Below are 22,724 nucleotides of genomic sequence, written 5' to 3' on the forward strand. Positions count from 1 at the left end.
CAGCCCGGCACCCGTCGGCCCGACCCGCACCACGTCGGCTCGGCCGCCGGAGGGGACCCGCTACCGTGGGCAAGATGAGCACCGAGGACCACCCGGCCCCGCGGTCCCTCGCGGAAGCGCTCCGCGCCAGGGACGACGCCTCCCTGGCCGCCCTCCTGCGCAGCCGCCCCGACCTCATCACCCCGGTCCCCACCGACCTCACCCAGCTCGCCACCCGCGCCGGCACCCGTGCCTCCGTCGTACGGGCGCTGGAGCGCCTCGACCGGTTCGCGCTGCAGACGGCGGAGGCGCTGGCGGTGGCCGGGGACCCGGCGTCCTACGACGAACTGCTCGGCCTGATGGCCGGGGACGCGCGCGACCCGGAGGTGTCGGCAGCGCTGCCCGCCGCCCTGGCCGCCCTGCGCGAGCAGGCCCTGGTGTGGGGTGCCGACGACCGCCTCCGTCTCGTCCGCACCGCCCGTGAGCTGCTCGCGCCGTCGCCGCAGCATCCGTCGCCGACGGGTCTCGGGCCGAGTGTGCGGGAGGCGACGGCGGGGATGTCGCCCGGGCGGATCCAGGAGATCGTGGCGACGGCCGGGCTGCCGTCCACGCACGACTCCGTGTCCGCGGTGGAGGCGCTGACCTCGCTCTTCACCCACCGCAGGCGGATGAAGAAGCTGCTCTCCGAGGCGCCGGCCGAGTCCCTCGACGTCCTGGAACGGCTGGTGTGGGGGCCGCCGTACGGCCAGGTGACCCACGACCCGGCGCCCCGGCTGCGCTGGCTGCTCGACCGCGGGCTGCTGCTGCCGACGGCGCCCGGCACGGTCGTCCTGCCCCGCGAGGTCGCCCTGCATCTGCGGGCGGGCCGCGCGCACCGTACGCCCGAGCCGCTGCCGCCCGCCGTGGAGCCGGCTGCCACGCATCCTCCCCAGGTCGTGGACGCGACGGCGGCGGGACAGGCGTACACCGCGCTGGCGACGGTGGAGGAACTGCTGAAGGAGTGGGACGAGGGCGGTCCGGCCGTGCTGCGGGCCGGCGGGCTGAGCGTGCGGGACCTGAAGCGGACCGCCGTCGCCCTCGACCTTCCGGAGCCGGTCGCGGCCTTCTGGGTGGAGCTGGCGTACGCGGCGGGCCTGATCGCCTCCGACGGCGAGGCCGACGAGCGGTACGCGCCGACCCCCGCGTACGACGAGTGGCTGGAGCGTCCCGCAGCCGAGCGGTGGGTGCAGCTCGCCGAGGCGTGGCTGGCGGCGACGCGGACGTCCGGGGTGGTCGGCGGACGGGACGCGAAGGAGCGGGCGCTGTCGGCGCTCGGCCCGGGGCTGGACCGCTCGGCCGCGCCGGAGGTGCGGCACCGGGTGCTGGCCCTGCTGGCGGGGCTGCCGGAGGGTGCCGCGCCGGACGCGGAGGCGGTGCTGGCCCGGCTGCGCTGGGAGCGACCGCTGCGGGGACCGCAGGGCACCCCGACGGCCCAGAGCACCCAGAGCACCCCGGGCACACAGGGCACGCAGGCCGCTCATGGCGCTCAGAACACCCCGGGCACCACCCAGACCACCCAGGCCTCTCAGCTCTCTCAGGCCTCTCAGGGCGCCGACGATCTGCGGTCGCGGCTGGCCCGCTGGACGCTGACGGAGGCCGAGCTGCTGGGCGTGACCGGGCGGGGGGCGCTCTCGGCGCAGGGCCGGGCGCTGATCGGCGCGCCGGCCGCGGACAGACGCCCCCGCAAGGAGCCGGAGGGCCCGGGCGACAAGCTGCCGGTCCACCACCACCGCACGAGCGCCCCTCTCGCCCCTCTCTCCCCGCCCGAACAGGCGGCCGCCGCCGCGGCCGCCGCCCGTCTCCTCGCTCCGCTCCTCCCCGAGCCCCTGGACCACGTGCTGCTGCAGGCGGACCTGACGGCGGTGGCCCCCGGCCCGCTGCGGCGCCCGCTCGCCGAAGTGCTGGACGTCCTCGCCGACGTGGAGTCCAAGGGCGGCGCGACCGTCTACCGCTTCACGCCGGCCTCCGTACGCCGAGCCCTGGACGCCGGCCGCAGCGCCTCCGACCTGCACGCCTTCCTCGCCGAGCACTCACGTACGCCGGTGCCGCAGCCGCTCGCCTATCTGATCGACGACGTGGCGAGGCGGCACGGTCATCTGCGGGTGGGCGCGGCCTCGTCGTACGTCCGCTGCGACGACGACACCGTGCTGAACGAGATCCTCGCCGACAAGCGGGCCGGCGCCCTGCGGCTGCGCCGTCTCGCGCCGACCGTGCTGGCGGCCCAGGCGGACCCCGGGACGCTCCTGGAGGGCCTGCGCGCGATGGGGTACGCCCCCGCCGCCGAGTCCGCCGAGGGCGATGTCCTGATCACCCGCGCCCACGCCCACCGCACCCCGCCCCGCACGGCCCCCGAGCCGGTGCCGGACGGCCCGCCGGTGCCCGACGCCACCCTGCTGACGGCGGCGGTCCGCGCCATCCGGGCGGGCGACCTGGCCTCGACGGCCCCCCGCAAGCCCTCGCAGTCCGCGGCCCCGCTCGCCCCCGGCGAACTCCCCCGCACCAGCTCCGCCGAGACCCTCGCCACCATGCAGGCCGCCGTCCTCACCGGCGAGGCCCTGTGGATCGGCTACGTCAACGCCGAGGGCGCCGCCAGCCAGCGGGTCGTCGCGCCGGTGCGGGTCGAGGGCGGCTTCGTGACGGCGTACGACCACACGGCGGACGAGGTGCGGACCTACCCGCTGCACCGGATCACGGGCGTGGCGGAACTGGCGGACGACTAGGTCGTGTCCGCGAAGTCCCGCCGTTCGCCCGCAGGGCGGGCCTCGCGGCGTCGCGGGGGCCCCTCCCGCGCGAACGAAGCCGAGCGTGGGGGAGCGTGCTCCCGGCGTGCCGGGCGGACGGCCTCGTACCGGGTGTACCCGGGGTTTCGCCCGGTGCGGCGAGAGCACGTGCCGGGCGTCGCGAGGCAGGCGGGACTTTGCGGACACGACCCAGCGTCTCCGCCAGGGGCGTCAGCAGTCTCCGACGGGCGTGTCCGCGGGCAGGCCGAAGTGGGCGCGGGCCGCGGTCTCCAGGCCGGCCGGGTCCGTGGCGTCGTCGAGCCGGATGTCCGCGAGGACGCCGAAGTGCTCCTGCTCCCAGCCGGCCCGGCCGGCGCCGTCCGGGGGCTCCTCCTGGGAGACGACGCGGTAGCCGCCGCCGTCGCCGTCCCGCTCCAGCCGCATCACCTGCGGGACGTGCGCGCCGGCGCACTCCTGCAGGGCGCCGTCGCGCACCCCGTACTCCACGCACAGGGTGTCGACGCCCGCCCGCACCCGGCCCTCGTCCTCCCGCAGGTCCACCGCCTCCGCCTCGCAGAACCATCGCGCCTTCAGGGCGGGCTCGCTCTCGCCGTACCCGTCCCCCTCGGCCCGCGCCACGAGCCGGTCCTCGATCGCGGGCCGTACGGCGTCCCACAGACCGGCGTCCACACCGGTCGAACCGCGTGCCCACGCCCCGGTCGCCACCAGCACCACCACGGCGCCGACGCCGGGTCCCCAGATGCGTACGGAAGTCACCGCGAGCTCCTCACCGGGCCGCGCGCGCTGCGCGGCTCCCCCCGACAAGACCGCTGGGACGGGCTCGGGGTTGCCCGCGGGATGGGGCACACTGGACGTTTGGCCGCCTCGGAAAGGATGTGCGTACCACGTGAACGGACCGCTGATCGTCCAGTCGGACAAGACCCTGCTCCTGGAAGTCGACCACGAGCAGGCCGACGACTGCCGTCGGGCCATCGCGCCGTTCGCCGAGCTGGAGCGGGCCCCCGAGCACATCCACACCTACCGGGTGACCCCGCTGGGCCTGTGGAACGCGCGGGCGGCCGGGCACGACGCCGAGCAGGTGGTGGACGCGCTCGTGCAGTACAGCCGCTACCCGGTGCCGCACGCGCTGCTCGTCGACATCGCCGAGACGATGGACCGCTACGGCCGGCTGACGCTCAGCAAGCACCCCGCGCACGGGCTGGTGCTCACCACCACCGACCGGCCGGTGCTGGAGGAGATCCTGCGCTCCAAGCGGATCACCCCGCTGGTGGGCGCCCGGATCGACCCGGACACGGTCGTGGTGCACCCCTCGGAACGGGGACAGATCAAGCAGACCCTGCTGAAGCTGGGCTGGCCGGCCGAGGACCTCGCCGGGTACGTGGACGGCGAGGCGCACCCGATCGAGCTGGCCGAGGACGGCTGGGCGCTACGGCCCTACCAGAAGCAGGCCGTGGAGAACTTCTGGCACGGCGGGAGCGGGGTCGTCGTCCTGCCCTGCGGGGCGGGGAAGACGCTGGTGGGCGCCGGGTCGATGGCCCAGGCGAAGTCCACGACCCTGATCCTCGTCACGAACACGGTCTCGGCGCGGCAGTGGAAGCACGAGCTGGTGAAGCGGACCTCGCTGACCGAGGACGAGATCGGCGAGTACAGCGGGACGAAGAAGGAGATCCGCCCGGTCACCATCGCCACGTACCAGGTGCTGACGACCAGGCGGAAGGGCGTCTACCCGCACCTGGAGCTGTTCGACTCCCGGGACTGGGGCCTGATCGTCTACGACGAGGTGCACCTGCTCCCGGCGCCGGTCTTCAAGTTCACCGCCGACCTCCAGGCCCGCCGCCGCCTCGGCCTGACGGCCACCCTGGTCCGGGAGGACGGCCGTGAGTCGGACGTGTTCTCGCTGATCGGTCCCAAGCGGTTCGACGCGCCGTGGAAGGAGATCGAGGCGCAGGGGTACATCGCGCCCGCGGACTGCGTCGAGGTCCGGGTGAACCTCACCGACTCCGAGCGGCTGGCGTACGCGACCGCCGAGACGGAGGAGAAGTACCGCTTCTGCGCGACGACCGCGACGAAGCGGAAGGTGACGGAGGCGATCGTGCGGCGCTTCGCGGGCCAGCAGATCCTCGTCATCGGCCAGTACATCGACCAGCTGGACGAGCTGGGCGAGCACCTGGGGGCGCCGGTCATCAAGGGCGAGACCTCCAACGCCCAGCGCGAGAAGCTCTTCGACGCCTTCCGGGAGGGCGAGATCAGCGTGCTCGTCGTGTCGAAGGTCGCGAACTTCTCGATCGACCTGCCCGAGGCGACGGTCGCCATCCAGGTGTCGGGCACCTTCGGCTCCCGCCAGGAGGAGGCCCAGCGGCTGGGCCGGGTGCTCCGCCCCAAGGCGGACGGCCATCAGGCCCACTTCTACTCGGTCGTCGCCCGCGACACCATCGACCAGGACTTCGCCGCCCACCGGCAGCGGTTCCTGGCGGAACAGGGGTACGCCTACCGGATCATGGACGCGGACGAGCTGCTGGCGGAGAGCTGACCGGTCACCGCCTGCGGCGGACTCCGGCCTCCTCGCCGTACTCACCGAGGATGATCACGTCGAAGGCCGCGCCCACGAAGACCCTGATCGCGTGGAGGGCGTCGCCGAAGGGGTGGCGGGGGGCGCTGGAGAGGGGGGTCGCTCCGGACGGGCGACCGGGGGCTGGTGTGAGGGTCGCTGTGCTCATGTCTCCATGATGGGATCCGGGACATAAAGGGGGCATCGGTCCCAGGTCCCCCTTTGGGTACCACTCGGGTACCGTTCCTCATCAGTGAGCAGGAGTGAGTCTTGGACCCATACCTGGTCGCTGCGGACACCCCGAACGGTTGTGGATGTCCTGGTTGCCCGCGTACGCGCCGCGTCCGGCGGCACGGATCGTGTCCGTGGTCCGGTAGTGCGGGGGCGGGGTCCCTCACGCTCGGGGGCACGCCGGTCGGCCTGGACGGTCCGATGCACGTGCACATCGCTCTGGTGTGCACGGGGCGGTGCCGTCCGTCGCCGAATCGGGTGACCCTGGGCGCGTCGTCCGATCGCGATGCTCGCCGCATCGTGCCGGGTGGTGTTACGGGTGGGGCCGGTCATCGGCTTCTGCCAGTGCTGGGCGCCCCACGTGCTGGTGTAGGCCGGGTCCACGGCGATGATCGCGATAGCTGTGGCGTCGGCCATGGAGGCCAGCCGGGCACAGAGCTTGCTGGTCGGCATGCCGGAGATGAGCTGCCGGAACCGACGCTTGCGCCCGTGCTTCTCTCGGGTCTTCCCGGCCTGGAAGTCGAGGTCTTCGACCGCGATGGCCTTGACACCGCAGGTCTTGGCCCAGTTCAGCAGCCGTGCGAGGGCGTGCCGTACCTGGGCGTCGCGGTGCTGGGCGTTGCCTGACAGGTCGTAGAAGAACCGGCGCGGCCGGCCGATCGGGTTGCCGTGAGTGTCCAGGCGCCATGCGGCGAGATGGTCGGCGTTGGTGTCTACACCGATCACGCCGTCGGCGAGGGCGGCATCGAGCGGGACGGTCTTGGCGGGAGGGATCTGCCAGGAGGCGTCCACGTACCAGCGCCCGCGCCCCGTGTCGAAGTGGATGCGGTAGGCGACCGCCCGGTTCGCCTCCAGACGATCGGCCCACTCCTGCCCACGGTGAGGGAACCGGACCTTCGCAGCGAGTACGTACCGGCCGTGCCTGGCGTTCGCCAGGCCGGCGAGCGGGGCCGGGAGCCTTACCGACACCTCGCCCTCGGGCGTGATGCGGATCGTCTCGTTGCCGAACCTTTTCCCCGACTCGCCGTCCGCCTGGAGGAACCAGCGCCCGGCTTCCCACCGCTCACGCCACTCGGCCTCGGTGAGCTGCGCGGTGTCGAGGTGGTGGCGGGTGCCCAGCAGACGCCTGCCGCCGCGCACGACATGCACCCGACCCGTTTCGCGGTCGGCCCGAACCTGCTCGAGCCGGTCCTCCAGCACATGCAGGCGGCGTGCTTTGTTGAACCACTCACGCGCGCAGCGGTAGCCGCCGGGAGCCCGCTTGGTGCCCTTGTGGCGGACCGGCAGCGACAACCGGTGCCGGATCGTCGTGACAGCGGCTTCGAGGGACTGCACGTGCGCGGCCTGGCCGCGCCGGGCGAGCGCCCACTGGTCGTGTGTGGCCTTCGTGATCGACCCGGCCCACCTGGACGACGACTGGGCCGTCAGGTCGCGCTTACGGGCCGCCCATGAATCGGCGGAGTGCCCCAGGCCGTCCATGCAACGCGCTTTGAGGTCCTTCGAGGCGAGCGAGCCCAGGTGCGCCCCCACCAGGCGCAGAACCTTCTCATCCTCGGGTGTGAGGTCCTTCAGCCGGGTACGCACCGCCACACCGGACGGGCCGAGAACGACGAACGGCGCGGCGATCGGGCGGAGGTCAGCCATGTTCGGCGGCTTCCAGGGCCTTGCGGGCGCGGTTCTTCGCCGACCTGCGCCCGTACAGGCGAGCACAGTGCGAGGTCAGCACCTCCACCATGTCGCACACCAGGTCGTCTTCGACCTCGCCGTCGTCCAGTACCAGCAGGCGACGGCCCGTCGCGGACAAGGCGGCCTCGACCAGCTCGACGTTCATCCGGCCGAGCCGGTCTTTGTGCTCCACCACCACGCAGATCACCTGCGGGTCGGCCAGCAGACGCCGGGCCCTGGAACGGGAGCCGTTCATTCCGGAAGCGATCTCCGCCTCAACACGGACAACCCGGTGACCGGCCTTCGCTGCCCACGCCGACAGCCGTGTGACCTGGCGTTCCAGATCGCTCTTCTGATCGTGCGAGGAGACCCGGGCATACAGGCCCAGACCGCCGACGGCCCCGGGCGTGGTGTTCGCGTCGATGTTCACCAGGATTGTGCGGGGCCCGACCCGCTGAGCCGGTACCGGCAACATCCCGTCACGGAACCAGCGATACGCGGTCTGCGGATGCACGCCCTGCGTCTTCGCCCACTCCGTCAGATTCATGCTCTGACAACGGCACTCACTCATGCATGGTTACGCTCATCAACTCGACATCGAGGACAAGCAGGTGGAGACCCTCGGGCGCTGCCGTCTCCCCCGGGAGGAGGAAAACCATTCGCCTCCCCCTCCCCCGCTCCCTTAAAATCTCCGCTCTTGCCCGCCTCCCCTCACGGAGTGCCGCCGTCCGGACGGAAACCGGACGGCTTCTCGCCACCCCCTTTCCGCCGGTTCGGAGGCACCGCCTTGTCCACGTCCGCCCACGACACCCCGGTCGACCCCCTCGGCCGCGAACGCGCCCACCTCGCCTCCTCCCGGGCCGCCCTGCGGGCCATGCGGGAGGACGTCGAAGCGCTCGACATCAGCGACGTCACCGCGAACTGGGTGAACGCCCAGATCCTGGAGCGGCAGATCGGGGAGCGCATCAAGGCGCTCGCCGATCTCAGCGACACCCCGCTGTTCTTCGGCCGGCTCGACTACCTGCACGCTCCGGGAGCGGACCGGGCGGAGGGCGCGGAGGGGGAGCGCTTCTACATCGGGCGGCGGCATGTGCACGACGCCGAGGGCGACCCGATGGTGATCGACTGGCGTGCGCCGGTCTCGCAGCCGTTCTACCGGGCGTCGAAGAAGGACCCGATGGACGTCGGGCTGCGCCGCCGCTTCGGTTACACGGGCGGCGACCTCACGGCGTACGAGGACGAGCACCTCTCCGACCCCGCCGAGGCGGCCACCACCAGCAAGCTCCTCCAGCGGGAGATCGAGCGCCCGCGCGTCGGCCCGATGCGCGACATCGTGGCGACCATCCAGCCGGAGCAGGACGAGATCGTACGGTCCGGGCTCGGCGGGACGGTCTGTGTGCAGGGGGGCCCGGGCACCGGGAAGACGGCCGTCGGCCTGCACCGGGTCGCGTACCTCCTCTACGCCCACCGGGAGCGGCTGGCCCGCACCGGCACCCTCGTCATCGGCCCGAACCGGTCCTTCCTCCACTACATCGAGCAGGTCCTGCCCGCGCTCGGCGAGCTGACGGTCCGCCAGGCGACGGTCGACGACCTGGTCGCCCACGTCGAGGTGCGCGGTACGGACGACGCGGCCGCCGCGGTCGTCAAGGGCGACGCGAGGATGGCGGAGGTGCTGAGGAGGGCCGTCTACGCGCAGGTGCGGATGCCCACCGAGCCGGTCGTCGTCGTGCGCGGCTCCCGCCGCTGGCGCGTCCCCGCGTACGAACTGGAGGACATCGTCCGCGAGTTGCTCGACCGGGACATCCGTTACGGCGCCGCCCGTGACGCCCTGCCGCAGCGCATCGCGCACGCCGTGCTGGTGCAGATGGAGCGGTCCGGCGAGGCCCCGGACGACCGGGTGCAGGACGCGGTGGCCCGCAACAGCGCGGTCAAGGCGGCCGTGAAGGAGATCTGGCCGCCCGTCGACCCGGCGAAGCTCGTCCTGCGGCTGCTCACCGACGCGGAGTTCCTCGCCGTCCACGCGGACGGGATCCTCGACGAGGACGAGCAGAAGACGATCCTGTGGGCGAAGCCCGTGCGGAGCGTGAAGTCCGCCCGGTGGTCGGCGGCGGACGCGGTGCTGGTCGACGAGGCGACGGACATCGTGGAGCGCACGCACTCGCTCGGACACGTGGTCCTGGACGAGGCGCAGGACCTCTCCCCCATGCAGTACCGGGCCGTCGGCCGCCGCTGCTCCACCGGCTCGGCGACGGTCCTCGGCGATCTGGCGCAGGGCACCACGCCCTGGGCGACGAGGAGTTGGGCCGAGGCCCTGGCCCACCTGGGCAAGGCGGACGGCGTGATCGAGGAGCTGACGGCCGGTTTCCGCGTCCCCACGGACGTCATCACGTACGCCTCCCGGCTGCTCCCGCACATCGCGCCCGGCCTCACGCCGGTCGCGTCGGTGCGTGAGAACCCCGGCTTCTTCGCTCTGCGCACGGTCACGGACACCGCCGAAGTGGTCGCCGCCTGCGAGGAGTTGCTCCGCAACGAGGGCTCGACGGGCCTGATCGCCGCCGACGCCCGCGTCCCCGCGCTGGCGGAGGCGCTGACGGCGGCGGGCGTCCCGTACCTCCACCCCGGCGAGGAGACCACCGCCGAGACCCGGCTGACCCTGGTCCCGGCGTCCCTCGCCAAGGGCCTGGAGTACGACTACGTCGTCCTCGACGAGCCCCGGGCGGTGGTCGACGGCGAGCCGGACGAGCGCACCGGCCTGCGCCGCCTCTACGTCGCCCTCACCCGTGCAGTCTCAGGCCTCACCATCACCCACACAGCCCCACTGCCGCCCCAGCTCACCCCTCAGGACACGGCACGGTCGGACGCGACGTCACCACAGGCAACGGCCACAGCCACGGCGCACCAGTCGCCGTAGCCGCGGGCGCTGATCGCCCTGGCTGTGGGCAGTCGTGCCGCCGGGGCGGCACGGGTGGGCGCAGCGGCACCCGGCGAGCGCGGGCAAGCGGACCCCACCCCCGGCCGGCACCAACTCCGTCCACCACCGCCCCACCCACCGCTCAGCCTCCGTCCAGCACCTTCCGCCACTCCCCCACAGCCCCCGCCGAAACCCCCGCCCCCCACCCTCCGGGCCTGGCCGCTCCGCCGATGTGGAAGGCGTTCAGGCCGGCGGCCAGCAGGGGCGGTACGTGGTCGAGCCGCAGCCCTCCCCCGACGAGAAGCCGCTGCTCGTACCCCGGCTCCCCGCCCCGCCCCGCTTCGGCGAGAAGGGTGGGGAGCCCTTCGTCGACGCCCGCCGCGGAACCGGCCGTGAGGTAGGTGTCGAGGCCGGGCAGGTCGGCGAGTTGCTTGCGCAGGGCGTCCCGGTCGGCGGCGTGGTCGATGGCCCGGTGGAAGGTCCAGCGGCAGTCGTCCAGGGCGGCGACGATCGACTCCACGGCACCCAGGTCGACGCTGCCGTCCGCGTCGAGGAACCCGAGGACGAATTCCACCGCCCCGGCCTCCCGCAGCTCGCGGGCGGCCCGTACGAGCCGGTCGACGTCCTGGGCCGCGAAGCCGTCCGTCAGCCGCAGCATCACGCGCAGGGGGAGATCGACGGCGGCGCGGACGGCGGCGAAGGTCGCCACCGGCGGGGTCAGCCCGTCCGCCGCCATGTCCGTGACCAGTTCGAGGCGGTCCGCGCCTCCGGCCCGGGCCGCGATCGCGTCCTCGGCGTCGAGGGCGATCACCTCCAGCAGTGCACGCTCGCTCATGGGACCCCATTCATCGACGGCTGCGGGTGAGGACCAGAAATCCAGGAAGCGAAGCCGGAGACCTAGAGGTCTAGTCCATTTGTCTAGTCCAATTCCACCATACGCCCGCCCGCGAGAGAATGAGGCCATGGCCGACCTCGACGCCCTGCGCACCCGCTTCACCCACGCCCTGGACGCAGCCCGGACCCCCGACGCCGACGGCCCCGACCCCGCGCCGTACGCCGACGACCTCCTCGCCCGCTGGCAGGAACCCCAGCGCCGCTACCACACCCTCACCCACCTCACCGCGGTCCTCGACCACATCGACGTACTGGAGAAGTACGCGGACGACCCGGCCGCCGTACGCCTCGCCGCCTGGTTCCACGACGCCGTCTACCTCCCCGACCGCTCCGAGAACGAGGAGCGTTCCGCCCGTCTGGCCGAACGGGCCCTGTCCGAGGCCGGGGTGCCGGGGGCGAGGACCGCCGAGGTCGCCCGGCTGGTCCGGCTCACCGTCACCCACGACCCCGCCGACGACGACCGCGACGGCCAGGTCCTGTGCGACGCCGACCTCGCGATCCTGGCCGCGCCGCCCTCCGCGTACGCCGCCTACACCGCCGCCGTCCGCGAGGAGTACCACTTCGTGCCCAGCGACGCCTTCCGGGCCGGCCGCGCCGCGATCCTGCGCCAACTCCTCGATCTGCCCAGGCTGTTCAGGACTCCCCACGGGGCGGCCGAGTGGGAGCCGACCGCCCGCTACAACCTGCGGGCCGAGCTGGAACTCCTCACCTCGTGAACCGCGTTCCCGGCCCCCGCCTCACCCTCGAAGGCGCCTCCCCCACCACGCTCGCCGACCTGTGGTCGGGCGGCGACGGCGGCTTCGACTGGCTCGGCGGCGCGCCGTTCGAGGGCACCCGGGACGCCGCCGGGATGGTGTTCAGGGCGCACGAGGCCGGCCTGCTGCGGCCCGAGTTCGGGCTGTACGTCCTCGTACGGAGGGAGGACGGCCGCGCGATCGGCAGCATGGGCTTCCACGCCGCCCCCGACGAGGACGGCCGCACGGAGATCGGCTACGACCTCGTGCCGGCCGCCCGGGGCCGCGGCTACGCCACCGAGGCGCTGCGCACGCTGGCCGGCTGGGCGCTGGCCCGGGACGACGTACAGCGCCTGTTCGCCACCGTCGAACGCGGCAACGCCCCCTCCCGGGCCGTCCTCGAACGCGCCGGGTTCGTCAGGGTCTGGGAGGGCGAGGGCGCATACGCGTATGAGCTGCGCGGCTGACCTGGACCTGGCGTAGCCGGGGGCGATCTTCCGCCCCTTCACCTGCCCCGCTCCCCACGCGCTCCGGATAATCACTGCGGATGTTTCCGGCACGGCCACACCGCGCACGGGCCGTGTACGCCGGGGGAAGCGGGGGAGCGTCATGAGTCAGAACGGGCCGTCCACGCCACCGGGGCCGCCCGGCCCGACACTGCCGGACCCGCACACCCGGCGGGGGGTGCGCTGGACCATCATCGGCGTGGTGATCAGTACGGCGATCGCCCTCATCAGCCTCTATCTGCAGGCCCAGCAGTCCCGGGGAGACCAGCCGGACCCGCCCGACACCACCAGCAGCGGCCCCGCCGTGCCCGTCCGCTCCCCGGCCGGCGAGAGCCCGCGGACCGCACCCTCCGGCCCGCCACCGGCCGGCACACCGGGTCCGGCCGACTCCAGCCCCGAGCCGCGGAGCGGCCCCGACGACGGCCTCACCACCGCCGAACACGACCTGCGCGACTCGCTCAACACCGACCAGTGGTCCCGCGAGAGCTGCTCCCACACCGTGTGGCAGGGCGCCACGGCCGCCCTGTACTGCACGGTCACCACCGTCGACCTGTACGGCGTGACCGGCACCGGCAAGGCCAGCGTCGCGATGTACGCGACGAAGACCGACCGGGACAGCGTCTTCCAGACCTACGCCGGCGGCCTGCCGGAGGGCGACTGCGAGGCCCAGGTCAACGTGCGCGGCAGCTGGTCCGAGAACAACACCGGCCAGGCGGCGGGCGACGTCGTCTGCTTCCTGTCGACCACCGGCCAGTACGTCTTCCTCTGCAGCTACTACGACCGCCCCGCGCTGGTCCAGATCACCGGCCCGGACCAGGCGAGCCTGACCGCCTGGTGGCACACGCTGGAGCCGGTCTTCACCGACTGACGTCCCCGACACCGCCCCGCTTGCGCCGGCGCAGACCCGCGCCGTGCAGCAGCCGCACCACCTCACGGCTGCTGACCTCGACCGCGCCGGCGGCCACCACCTCGGCGTACCGGTGCGAGGGGATGTCGTAGTGGTCGCGCTCGAAGGCCCGCCGCGACACCCCCAGCCCCTCGGCGAACCCGTGCAGTTCGTCGTAGGAGACGTCGCTGACCAGGTGGGACCACATCCGGCCGTGGCCCGGCCAGTTCGGGGGATCGATGTAGATCGTCACGACGGCCTCACGAGGACGGCGCCCCGCCCGTCGCCGACCCCAGCGTCCCCACCGCCGCGACCTTCACGCCCGCCTTGTGGCACACCCAGTGCGGATCGCGGCCCAGCTCGGGCTCGACGTCGAGGGCGTGCGGATCGCCGGAGCCGCAGACCGGGCACAGCGGCCAGCGGCCGTAGCGTTCGAGGAGCGCGTCCTGCACGTCCTGCGCGACCAGCCCGGGCAGGAACTCCGCACCGTCCGGCCACTGTTCGACCCACCAGCGCCGCTGGACGACCGAGTCCTCGACCATCGACACCACGTCCGCCGCGGCCACCTCGCCCGCGGCCAGATCGGCGAGCACGAGGGCGCGCGCCGCGTGCAACGCCTGTTCCAGGGGGCTGATCGGGGCACGGGAGGGGTCCATGCACCTATTGTGCGCGTGCTTGACCCCGCCCCGAGCCGAAAATATCTTTCACCTGTGACCCAGGAAGCGAAGGAAACCTTCCCTCCGGAAGCCTTCCGTCCGGCGCCCGCCGCGCTCGCCGGCAAGGTCCGCACCCTCGCCCCCTCCCTGACCCGCTCCATGCAACGGGTCGCCGAAGCCGTCGCGAACGACCCGGCGGGCTGCGCCGCCCTCACCGTCACCGGCCTCGCCGAACGCACCGGCACCAGCGAGGCCACGGTCGTGCGCACCGCCCGCGCCCTCGGCTACCCCGGCTACCGCGACCTGCGCCTCGCCCTCGCCGGGCTCGCCGCCCAGCAGCAGTCCGGCCGCGCGCCCGCACTCACCACCGACATCGCCGTCGACGACCCGCTGGCGGACGTCGTCGCCAAACTCGCCCACGACGAGCAGCAGGCCCTCGCCGACACCGCCGCCGGGCTGGACACCGCCCAACTGGAGGCGGCGGTCGGCGCGGCGGCCGCCGCACGGCGCATCGACGTGTACGGCGTCGGCGCGTCCGGGCTGGTCGCCCAGGACCTCACGCAGAAGCTGCTGCGGATCGGGCTGCTGGCCCACGCGCACAGCGACACCCACCTCGCGGTGACGAACGCCGTGCAGTTGGGGGCGGGGGACGTCGCCGTGGCGATCACGCACTCCGGGTCCACCGGGGACGTCATCGAGCCGCTGCGGGTGGCGTTCGAGCGGGGGGCCACGACGGTGGCCATCACCGGCAGGCCGCGGAGCGCGGTGACCCAGTACGCGGATCATGTGCTGACCACGTCCACCGCACGGGAGAGCGAACTGCGGCCGGCGGCGATGTCGTCGCGCACGGGGCAGCTGCTGGTGGTGGACTGTCTGTTCGTGGGGGTGGCCCAGCGGACGTACGCGTCGGCGGGGCCGGCGCTGGCCGCGTCCTACGAGGCGCTGGCGCATCGCCACCGTTAGGTTGCCGCACCGGATCCGCCCTGGAAAGAGCCCTCCCGATGACCTCCCGTGACCTCCTCAGCCAGCTCGCGTCGCTCACCACCGAGGCCTTCCGCCCCGAGCTCGCCGACATCGACCGGCTTTCCACCCTCGACCTCGTCCGGCTCATGAACGGCGAGGACGCCGGCGTACCGGCCGCCGTCGGGGCGCAGTTGCCGCGGATCGCCGCCGTCGTCGACGCCGTCGCGGAACGCATGGGCCGCGGCGGGCGGTTGGTCTACGCCGGCGCCGGGACCGCCGGACGCCTCGGTGTGCTGGACGCCTCCGAGTGCCCGCCCACCTTCAACACCGCCCCCGGTCAGGTCGTCGGGCTCCTCGCGGGCGGCCCGGCGGCGATGATGACGTCCGTGGAGGGTGCCGAGGACTCGCGGGAGCTGGCCGAGGCGGACCTGGCCCGCCTCGGCCTGACCGCCGATGACACGGTGATCGGCGTCTCCGCCTCCGGCCGCACCCCCTACGCGATCGGCGCGGTGGAGTACGCCCGCTCCCGCGGCGCGCTCACCGTCGGGCTGGCCTGCAACGCGGGCAGCGCCCTGGCGGCCGCCGCCGAGCACGGGATCGAGGTCGTGGTCGGCCCGGAACTGCTCACCGGGTCCACCCGTCTGAAGGCGGGCACCGCGCAGAAGCTGGTGCTCAACATGGTGTCGACGATCACGATGATCCGGCTGGGCAAGACGTACGGGAACCTGATGGTCGACGTCCGCGCCTCGAACGAGAAGCTGCGCGCCCGCTCACGGCGGATCGTCGCGCTGGCGACCGGGGCCGGCGACCAGGAGATCGAGGCGGCTCTCGCGGCCACCGGCGGCGAGGTCAAGCACGCGATCCTGGTGCTGCTGGCCGGCGTGGACGGGCCGGCGGCCGCCCGCCTTCTGGAGGAGTCCGGCGGACATCTGCGTGCCGCTCTCGCCGCGGCGGGCGGCTGAGCCGCACGCTCGGTGGGTGCACACCTCCAAGGACAGCGCCCACGACCTCGCCGCCGCGATCCTCCCGCTGGTCGGCGGCCCCGCGAACGTCACCTCCGTCGCCCACTGCATGACCCGGCTGCGGCTCGGCCTGGCCGACCCGTCCCGGGCGGACGAGCGGGCGCTGCGGGCACTGCCCGGCGTGCTCGGGGTCGTCGTGGACGACGGCACGTACCAGGTGGTGCTGGGACCGGGTGTGGTGACGAGGGTGACGGAGGAGTTCGAGGGGCTGACGGCCGCGGGGCGCCTCGCCGCGCGCGGAGAGGAGCTGCGGGAGGAGCGGCGGCGGCGCAACGCGACCCCGTTCAAGACCGCGCTGCGCCGGCTGGCGGCCGTCTTCGTCCCGCTCATCCCCGCGCTCATCGGCTGCGGCATCCTCGCGGGCGTGGGCGGCCTGCTGGTCAACGCCGGGTGGCTGCCCGGCCTGACCCCCGCCCTGGCCGCCGTCGCCTCCGCCTTCATGGCGCTGATCGCCGTGTTCGTCGGGTACAACACGGCCAAGGAGTTCGGCGGGACGCCGGTCCTGGGCGGCGCGGTCGCGGCGATCGTGGTGTACCCGGGGGTCGCGAAGGTGACGGCGTTCGGGGTGCCCCTCTCCCCCGGTCAGGGCGGAGTGCTCGGCGCGCTGGCCGCGGCCCTGCTGGCGACCCGTGTCGAGCGGTGGTGCCGGGGCAGGGTCCCGGACGCCCTCGACGTCCTCCTCACCCCGGCCCTGACCGTCCTCGTCGCGGGCCTGGCCACGCTGTACGGGATCATGTACGCGGCCGGCGCGGTCTCCCAGGCGATCGGCACGGCGGCGACCTGGCTGCTGGCGACGACGGGCGCCGTCGCGGGCCTGGTCCTGGGCGCCCTCTTCCTCCCGCTGGTGATGCTCGGCCTGCACCAGGCCCTCATCCCGCTGCACACCACCCTCATCGAGCAGCAGGGCTACACCGTGTTGCTGCCGGTGCTGGCGATGGCGGGCGCGGGCCAGGTCGGCGCGGCGGTCGCGGTGTACGTCCGCCTGCGCCACGACACCTCCCTCGGCACTTCCCTGCGCACGACGATCAGATCGGCGCTCCCGGCGGGCCTGCTCGGCGTCGGCGAGCCCCTGATCTACGGCGTCTCGCTGCCGTTGGGCCGCCCCTTCCTGACGGCCTGCGCGGGCGGCGCGGCGGGCGGGGCGTTCATCGGTTTCTTCGCGATGCTCGGCGACCGGGTGGGCGCCACCGCCATCGGCCCGTCCGGCTGGGCCCTGTTCCCCCTGCTGGCGGGCAACAGGGGGCTGGGCGTGACGGCGGCGATCTACGCCGGCGGCCTGCTGACGGGCTACGCGACCGGCTTCGCGGCGACCTACGCCTTCGGCTTCCGGGGCCGGGTCGGTCCCGTCGCAGGCTGACCCGGCCGCCGCGCGGCGGCCGTCGGCACACCGGCGGCGGGCCGCGCGGGGCGGGCCCGGCGCCGGCGGTGCTGGACGAGGCTGGTTTCAGCCGCGCCCGGCCCGGTGGCCCGTCACCTTTCCGATCCAGGTGATGAAGGCGCCCGGGTCCTGGTCGGCGCCGTGGCCGGCGTCCCAGTAGTAGGAGGTGTCGACGTCGTCGCCGAGTTCGGTGAGGCGGGTGGCGAGGTTGGCGACCACGGACAGGGAGGTGTCGGAGTCCTTGGTGCCCACGCGGATCCACCAGTGCCTGGCGCGGTGCGGGTTGACCTTGTCGACGAGGTGGTGCATCGGGTTCATCAGGTGCAGCCTGGCGGGGATGTCGGCGTCCAGGCGCGCGCTGTCCCCGGCCCCGTGGCGGAGGCCGTAGAGCGTGAAGTGGCGGGCCCTGGTGGTGCCGGTGCCGAAGAGGTTGCACTCGGGCGTGGACAGGTCGAACGCGTCGAAGGAGGGGGCGTTCTTCTTGCGCGCCCCGACGTGGGTGAGGAAGTCCGCCCAGGTGAAGGTGGCCTTGCCGGCGGACCAGGTGATGAAGGGGTGCGCGGCGAGGTAGGCGGCGCGGGCCGCGTCCGGCAGGGCCGCGAGGTACCTGGTGGCGGACGGCTGGAGGAAGGTCTCCAGGATGTACGTGTCCAGGTTGCGGGCGGTGAGGGTCCCGTGGCCCCGGGCGCGCAGCTTGAGGGCCGCGAGGTACTCGGTGTACTGGGCCTTCAGGTCGGCGGAGATCGCCGGGTCGACGCTCGCGCCCGAGGCGAGGGGGTTGGTGCCCCAGTTCCACTCGTAGGCGGCGTCGGCGTGCTCGAGGTCGGTGATCGGGCACCAGTCGCCGCTGGCGAAGACGGCGTCGCTGGCGTCGGCCGCGCCGATCTCCTCCAGGTAGGGGTGGTACAGCGGACTGTCGCCGGAGGCGCCGAGGAGGGCGGAGAGGGCGCCGCCGGCGCTGACGCCGGAGGAGACGATCCGGTCCACGTTCCCGGGCACCCGGCCCTTGTTGGCCTTCAGGTACCGCACCGCCGCCTTGAGGTCGACGATCGCGGCGGGCGCGGTGCCGTAGTAGGTGCCGTTCGCGTCGACGAGGGTACGGCCCCGGGCGCCGGGCTCGACGACGACGTATCCGGCGGCGAGCGCGAGGGCCTGCCGGCTGGTGCCGCCGCCCATGCCGGAGGCGCTGATGCCGGTGGCGTTCGCCACGGACGACGGCATGTAACCGCCGACGGCGTTGGCGAGCAGGACGGGCGCGTCGGAGGCGTCCACGGCGGCGCCGTCGATCGCGACCGGGACGCTGACGTTGAGGGACTGGTAGGCGGCGTCGACCGGATCGGCCACGTAGCTGGCGACCTTGTGGAACCGGTACGTCACGCTGTGGACGGTGCCGGTCGTGTCGGTGATGGCGATGGTCTGCTCGGTGTAGGCGGACGGGTCGAAGACCAGGGCGGAGTCGGTGGCCGCCTTCCTGACGCTCCCGGTCGCCGCCCGGGCGCCGGTGGCGAACCCGACCGCGGGCACCGCGGCAGCGCCGGTGAGTCCCATGACCACAGTTCTGCGCTTCACTCGCTTCACTTCCGTCTCTTGAGTAGGCGGCTCTTACCGACGCCTCTTGCTACCACCCCCCTCCCTTGATCGTCAGCAAAATTGTCAACACTCACAGGTCGCGGTCCCAGGTTGGCCGAGAGCCGACGTCGGCGGACGCCCGCCCTACCCTGGGTGCCATGAACCACGCCCAGCTCACCGCTCTCGGTCGTGCCCTCCGGCTGCTCGGGGAGCACGGTGATGCCCTGACCGCCGACACGCCCGACGCACGGCTGCACGAGGTCAAGGCCGATCTGCGGCGTGCCCTGGAGCTGCTGGACGAGAGCGTGGCCAGTGCCGCGCCCACCACCCGGTGCGCCGAACATCCGCAGGGGCCCGTCGACGAGGCCGCCCCTGATCTGTGCCTGCTGTGCGAGACGCGGCGGCGGGCGGCACGGCGGGCCGAGTACAACGGCCCGGCCCCCCAGAGCGCGCCCTCCACCGCCCCCTCCCGCTACGGCACCCGGGGCGACCGGCCCCAGCCCCAGCAGCGCTGGCTGGCGGAGCTGTGGAACGGCCAGGAGTGGCAGCTGTGCGGTACACCCCGGCGGGACCGGCGCGAGGCCGAGCTGTATCTCGCCGCCCTGCGCCGCGGGTCCCGGCCGGCCATGGCCTACCGGCTCGTGCACGAGTTCACCGACTACGAGGTGCTGCGGATCTGGGGCACCCCGGTGAAGGTCGACATCGAACCCCTCGGCAATCTCTGACCCGCGGCCCGCGGCCTCCCTGGTCCTCCCTGGTCCTCCCTGGCCCTCTCCGGCGCCGTGGTCCTAGTCCTCGCCGAGCAACGGCAGCGGCGGGAAGTCGTAGCCCTCCCAGAGGCGGCGGGACGTCTCCTCCGGGTAGGCGGTCGTCCTCGGCTCCGCGTCCAGGACCCGCACCAGCCGTCCGTCCGTGTCGTACGCCGGCCAGCCCGGGTCGCCGGTCCGCGCGAAGGACGCCCAGGACGTCTGGAACTGGGAGGTCAGCGCGCGTGCCTCCGCCGTCACCTCCGCTCCCGCGAACAGCAGGTTCCCCAGATCCGCGTCGTACGTACCGAACAGCAGCGGGATGTCCAGGCCGTGGCAGGCGCCCAGAGTGCCGCCCATGCCCGGTGCCTGCCAGGTCAGTTCGTAGACATGGGCCCGGCCGCCGCCCGCCACCTGCGCCTCCGCCAGGTGCAGGGAGGGTATGTGGAACAGCCAGTCCGACTGCACCCGTTCGAACAGCTCGCCGGCGTCCGCGTCCGGGTAGGCCGCGCGGTACGCGTCCTCGCCGCTCGGGGAGAACAGGCGCAGGACGGCGGCCGCCTGCTCGTCGGTGATCCTGCCGAGGGTGCCGCCCAGGGCCAGGAACAGGCGGAACTCCTGGGCGTTGTGGCCGGTCAGGAGGTCGATGTCGCGCCCGGCGCCCTCCGTCAGCGCCCGCCAGGGGGTCGTCGGCAGCACCTCGCCGTCCACCACCGGGGAGAAGGGCGTGACCGTCGGCGCCACCCGGCCCCAGCGGTCCACCCGCTGCGCCATCTTCGCGCTCAGCGCCGCCCCGGCCTCGGGCAGCTTGCGCGGGTCCACCGCCGCCAGGTCGGCGGCCGTCGGACGCAGGCCCGCCTCCGTGGCGATCGCGGTCGCGAGGTCGCGGGCCAGTTCGTCGGAGAAGAACGTGCCGGGCACGCTCTGCGCGATCGCCCGCCCGAACAGGCCCCGCGCGGCGGGCATCGCCAGCAGCGCCGCCACCGAACCGGCGCCCGCCGACTCGCCGAACACCGTGACCTGCCCAGGATCCCCGCCGAACGCCGCGATGTTGTCCCGCACCCACTCCAGCGCGGCCACCTGGTCGAGCAGCCCCCGGTTCGCGGGCGCCCCCTCGATGCGCGCGAACCCCTCCACGCCGACGCGGTAGTTGAGGGTGACGACGACCAGGTCACCGGCGCGGGCGAGGTGCCGGGCGTCGTAGCCCGGGCTGCCGGAGTGGCCCAGCTTGTACGCGCCGCCGTATATCCACACCATGACCGGGCGGCGGGCCTGGTCGTCGGGGTCCGGAGTCCAGACGTTCACCGTCAGCCAGTCGTCGCCCGTGGCGGCGTCGAGCACGCCCGTGCGCCCCTGGATGCCGGCTTCCTGCGGGGGCGGCGGGCCGAAGGCGTGGGCGTCACGGACGCCGTCCCACGCCCGGGGCGGGCGCGGGGCCTGGAAGCGGGCCTCTCCCACCGGGGGCGCGGCGAACGGGATCCCCCGGAAGACCGTCAGACCGTCCTCACGGCGGCCGCGTACGGCTCCGGCGGTGGTGCGCACGACGAGGGCTGCCTCGGCTGTCGTCATCGATCACTCCTGTATTCGCTGGCTGTTCGTGGAACGGGCGGTGCCCGGGGAAAGTGCCGGAGGCGGCCGTCACCCCTCGTGTGGGTGACAGCCGCCTCCAGCAGGTCGGTTGGTGCTCACGTCTGGACCGGGGCGGCCTCCTCGGCCCCTTCCGCCACCGGATGCCGCGCGGCGGCCCCGCGCTTCGGGACGAAGCCGGCGAGGAGGAAGGCGACGAGGGCCGCTCCGGCGCCGAGGGCCATGACGATCTTGAAGCCGTTCTCCGAGGGGAGGGCGTAGCCGCCGAAGTCGGTGGTCATCCGGGCGAGGATGACGCCGGCGACGGCGCTGGCGAAGGAGGTGCCCAGGGACCGCATCAGGGTGTTGAGGCTGTTCGCGGCGCCCGTCTGGGAGGGGTCCACCGCGCCCATGATCAGGGCGGGCATGGCGCCGTAGGTGAAGCCGACGCCGGCGCCGATGACGCAGGACACCAGGACGAGGTGCCAGACCTCGCTCATGAGCACGATGTTCAGCGCGTAGCCCGCGGCGACGATCAGCGCGCCGGCCATCAGGGTGACCTTGGGGCCCTTGGCCCTGGTGAGCCCGGCGGACACGGCGGACATGGCCATCATCACCAGGCCCTGCGGGGCCAGCACCAGGCCGACGGTGAGCATCGACCTGCCCAGGCCGTAGCCGGTCCGCTCCGGCAACTGGAGGAGCTGGGGCAGGACCAGGGACATCGCGAACATCGAGAAGCCGAGGGCGATCGAGGCGAGGTTGGTGAACAGGACCTGCTTCTTCGCGGTGGTGCGCAGGTCGACCAGCGGCTGATTCGCCCTCAGCTCCCACCATCCCCAGGCCGGCAGGATCACGACGGCCGCGGCGGCGAGGCCCACGGTGGTGCCGGAGGTCCAGCCCCAGTCGGCGCCCTTGGACACGGCGAGCAGCAGGGCGACCAGTCCGGCCGAGAGGCCGAGCGAGCCGACGAGGTCGAAGCGGCCGCCGGTGCGGGTCCCCGACTCGGGGACGGCCACCAGGACGAGGAGGAGGGAGGCCACGCCGAGGACGGCGGAGGTCCAGAACAGGATGTGCCAGTCCCAGTTGTCCGCGATGAACGCGGCGGCGGGCAGGCCGAGCGCACCGCCGACGCCCAGGGAGGCGCTCATCACGGCCGTCGAGCCGGCGAGCTTCTCGGCGGGGACGACGTCCCGCAGGATGCTGATGCCCAGCGGCACCACGGCCGCCGCGAGGCCCTGCAGGGCGCGGCCGGCGATCATCGGGACGAGGGAGTCGGCGAGGGCGCAGACCACCGAGCCCGAGATCAGCATCAGGATGCTGGCCACCAGCATCCGCCGCTTGCCGGCCATGTCCCCGAGCCGTCCCACGACCGGGGTGGCCACGGCCGCGGCGAGCAGGGTGGCGGTGACCGCCCAGGCGGTGTCGGAGGCGGGCGCGTCGAGCAGTCTCGGCAGCTCGGGGACGATCGGGATGACCAGGGTCTGCATCAGCGAGACGACGATCCCGGCCAGGGCCAGCACCGCCACCACGGCGTTCGACCTCGGCGGGGCCGTGGTCCCCGGCGCGGCGGGTCGGGCAAGGGCGTCGGACATGGCAGGGCCTCCGTCGGATGCGCGGGGAGTGGAACTGCTTGACTCAAGCAAGCTTATGCAGATTGATTGAGTTAAGCAATCGAAATCCCGGCGTCCGT

General features: G+C 73.5%; 19 protein-coding genes and 1 pseudogene. 10 read left to right on the plus strand and 10 right to left on the minus strand.

Annotation, left to right across the window (positions count from 1 at the left end):
• The first annotated feature begins 74 nt into the window (after positions 1–74).
• Positions 75–2,738 carry a helicase-associated domain-containing protein gene (locus ACFY2L_RS29165; protein ID WP_390823883.1) on the plus strand — a complete coding sequence of 888 codons (2,664 nt, stop codon included), beginning with the start codon at positions 75–77 and terminating at the stop codon, positions 2,736–2,738.
• A gap of 231 nt (positions 2,739–2,969) precedes the next feature.
• Here the strand turns inward: ACFY2L_RS29165 and ACFY2L_RS29170 are convergent, their stop codons facing one another.
• Complete coding sequence (locus tag ACFY2L_RS29170) at positions 2,970–3,515, minus strand: hypothetical protein (RefSeq protein ID WP_390660456.1); 546 nt, start codon at positions 3,513–3,515, stop codon at positions 2,970–2,972.
• A gap of 130 nt (positions 3,516–3,645) precedes the next feature.
• Here ACFY2L_RS29170 and ACFY2L_RS29175 point away from each other — a divergent pair, with 130 nt between their 5' ends.
• Complete coding sequence (locus ACFY2L_RS29175) at positions 3,646–5,289, plus strand: DNA repair helicase XPB (protein ID WP_390660457.1); 1,644 nt, start codon at positions 3,646–3,648, stop codon at positions 5,287–5,289.
• A 4-nt stretch (positions 5,290–5,293) separates the two neighbouring features.
• Here the strand turns inward: ACFY2L_RS29175 and ACFY2L_RS29180 are convergent, their stop codons facing one another.
• Genes ACFY2L_RS29180 through ACFY2L_RS29190 form a run of 3 tightly spaced genes read right to left on the minus strand, consistent with a single transcriptional unit; the run spans position 5,294 to position 7,750 of the window.
• On the minus strand, positions 5,294–5,476 hold the full coding sequence (locus ACFY2L_RS29180; protein WP_390660458.1) for a hypothetical protein: 183 nt from the start codon (positions 5,474–5,476) through the stop codon (positions 5,294–5,296).
• Positions 5,473–7,182 (minus strand): IS200/IS605 family accessory protein TnpB-related protein, encoded by a 1,710-nt coding sequence (locus ACFY2L_RS29185; protein ID WP_390660459.1) that lies wholly within the window; start codon positions 7,180–7,182, stop codon positions 5,473–5,475. Before ACFY2L_RS29185 ends, ACFY2L_RS29180 begins: the two co-directional genes overlap by 4 nt.
• The gene (locus tag ACFY2L_RS29190; RefSeq protein ID WP_390823884.1) at positions 7,175–7,750 is read right to left on the minus strand and encodes an IS607 family transposase; all 576 of its coding nucleotides are present in this window, start codon (positions 7,748–7,750) and stop codon (positions 7,175–7,177) included. Before ACFY2L_RS29190 ends, ACFY2L_RS29185 begins: the two co-directional genes overlap by 8 nt.
• Before the next feature lie 240 nt (positions 7,751–7,990).
• On the opposite strand from ACFY2L_RS29190, the gene ACFY2L_RS29195 reads away from it, so the two are divergent.
• Positions 7,991–10,114, plus strand: coding sequence for a HelD family protein (locus ACFY2L_RS29195; protein ID WP_390823916.1), 2,124 nt, complete (start codon positions 7,991–7,993; stop codon positions 10,112–10,114).
• Between the two features lie 142 nt (positions 10,115–10,256).
• On the opposite strand, the gene ACFY2L_RS29200 is transcribed toward ACFY2L_RS29195, so the two are convergent.
• A complete protein-coding gene (locus tag ACFY2L_RS29200) occupies positions 10,257–10,949 on the minus strand; it encodes a copper homeostasis protein CutC (RefSeq protein WP_390660460.1) in 693 nt (230 codons plus the stop codon).
• Between the two features lie 127 nt (positions 10,950–11,076).
• Between ACFY2L_RS29200 and ACFY2L_RS29205 the strand changes: the two genes are divergently transcribed.
• From ACFY2L_RS29205 to ACFY2L_RS29215, 3 genes and pseudogenes are all read left to right on the plus strand, one after another.
• Entirely contained in the window at positions 11,077–11,724 is a 648-nt protein-coding gene (locus ACFY2L_RS29205) for a hypothetical protein (protein WP_390823885.1), read from the plus strand.
• 5 nt (positions 11,725–11,729) lie between these two features.
• Positions 11,730–12,209, plus strand: a pseudogene (locus ACFY2L_RS29210) (GNAT family N-acetyltransferase); the annotation flags it as partial.
• A gap of 142 nt (positions 12,210–12,351) precedes the next feature.
• Complete coding sequence (locus tag ACFY2L_RS29215) at positions 12,352–13,116, plus strand: hypothetical protein (RefSeq protein ID WP_390823886.1); 765 nt, start codon at positions 12,352–12,354, stop codon at positions 13,114–13,116.
• On the opposite strand, the gene ACFY2L_RS29220 is transcribed toward ACFY2L_RS29215, so the two are convergent.
• Both ACFY2L_RS29220 and ACFY2L_RS29225 read right to left on the minus strand, forming a co-directional pair.
• Positions 13,106–13,387 carry a DUF4031 domain-containing protein gene (locus ACFY2L_RS29220; protein WP_390823887.1) on the minus strand — a complete coding sequence of 94 codons (282 nt, stop codon included), beginning with the start codon at positions 13,385–13,387 and terminating at the stop codon, positions 13,106–13,108. The genes ACFY2L_RS29215 and ACFY2L_RS29220 overlap by 11 nt on opposite strands.
• A gap of 7 nt (positions 13,388–13,394) precedes the next feature.
• Complete coding sequence (locus ACFY2L_RS29225) at positions 13,395–13,790, minus strand: hypothetical protein (protein WP_390660465.1); 396 nt, start codon at positions 13,788–13,790, stop codon at positions 13,395–13,397.
• Positions 13,791–13,844: 54 nt separating this feature from the next.
• Between ACFY2L_RS29225 and ACFY2L_RS29230 the strand changes: the two genes are divergently transcribed.
• From ACFY2L_RS29230 to ACFY2L_RS29240, 3 genes are read left to right on the plus strand one after another with little or no spacing between them, the layout of a single operon-like run.
• On the plus strand, positions 13,845–14,753 hold the full coding sequence (locus ACFY2L_RS29230) for a MurR/RpiR family transcriptional regulator (RefSeq protein ID WP_390660466.1): 909 nt from the start codon (positions 13,845–13,847) through the stop codon (positions 14,751–14,753).
• 38 nt (positions 14,754–14,791) lie between these two features.
• A complete protein-coding gene (gene murQ / locus ACFY2L_RS29235; RefSeq protein WP_390660467.1) occupies positions 14,792–15,715 on the plus strand; it encodes an N-acetylmuramic acid 6-phosphate etherase in 924 nt (307 codons plus the stop codon).
• 16 nt (positions 15,716–15,731) lie between these two features.
• Complete coding sequence (locus ACFY2L_RS29240; protein WP_390823888.1) at positions 15,732–17,132, plus strand: PTS transporter subunit EIIC; 1,401 nt, start codon at positions 15,732–15,734, stop codon at positions 17,130–17,132.
• An 87-nt stretch (positions 17,133–17,219) separates the two neighbouring features.
• Here ACFY2L_RS29240 and ACFY2L_RS29245 read toward each other — a convergent pair whose 3' ends face one another.
• Positions 17,220–18,701, minus strand: a complete 1,482-nt coding sequence (locus tag ACFY2L_RS29245; protein ID WP_390823911.1) for a subtype B tannase — start codon at positions 18,699–18,701, stop codon at positions 17,220–17,222.
• Between the two features lie 179 nt (positions 18,702–18,880).
• Here ACFY2L_RS29245 and ACFY2L_RS29250 point away from each other — a divergent pair, with 179 nt between their 5' ends.
• The gene (locus tag ACFY2L_RS29250; RefSeq protein ID WP_390660469.1) at positions 18,881–19,447 is read left to right on the plus strand and encodes a hypothetical protein; all 567 of its coding nucleotides are present in this window, start codon (positions 18,881–18,883) and stop codon (positions 19,445–19,447) included.
• Between the two features lie 63 nt (positions 19,448–19,510).
• On the opposite strand, the gene ACFY2L_RS29255 is transcribed toward ACFY2L_RS29250, so the two are convergent.
• Together ACFY2L_RS29255 and ACFY2L_RS29260 are read right to left on the minus strand one after the other, a co-directional pair.
• On the minus strand, positions 19,511–21,037 hold the full coding sequence (locus ACFY2L_RS29255) for a carboxylesterase/lipase family protein (RefSeq protein WP_390660470.1): 1,527 nt from the start codon (positions 21,035–21,037) through the stop codon (positions 19,511–19,513).
• Positions 21,038–21,153: 116 nt separating this feature from the next.
• A complete protein-coding gene (locus ACFY2L_RS29260) occupies positions 21,154–22,626 on the minus strand; it encodes an MFS transporter (RefSeq protein ID WP_390823889.1) in 1,473 nt (490 codons plus the stop codon).
• Positions 22,627–22,724 lie beyond the last annotated feature (98 nt).

It is taken from the genome of Streptomyces sp. NPDC001381, assembly GCF_042895685.1.
GTDB lineage: Bacteria > Actinomycetota > Actinomycetes > Streptomycetales > Streptomycetaceae > Streptomyces.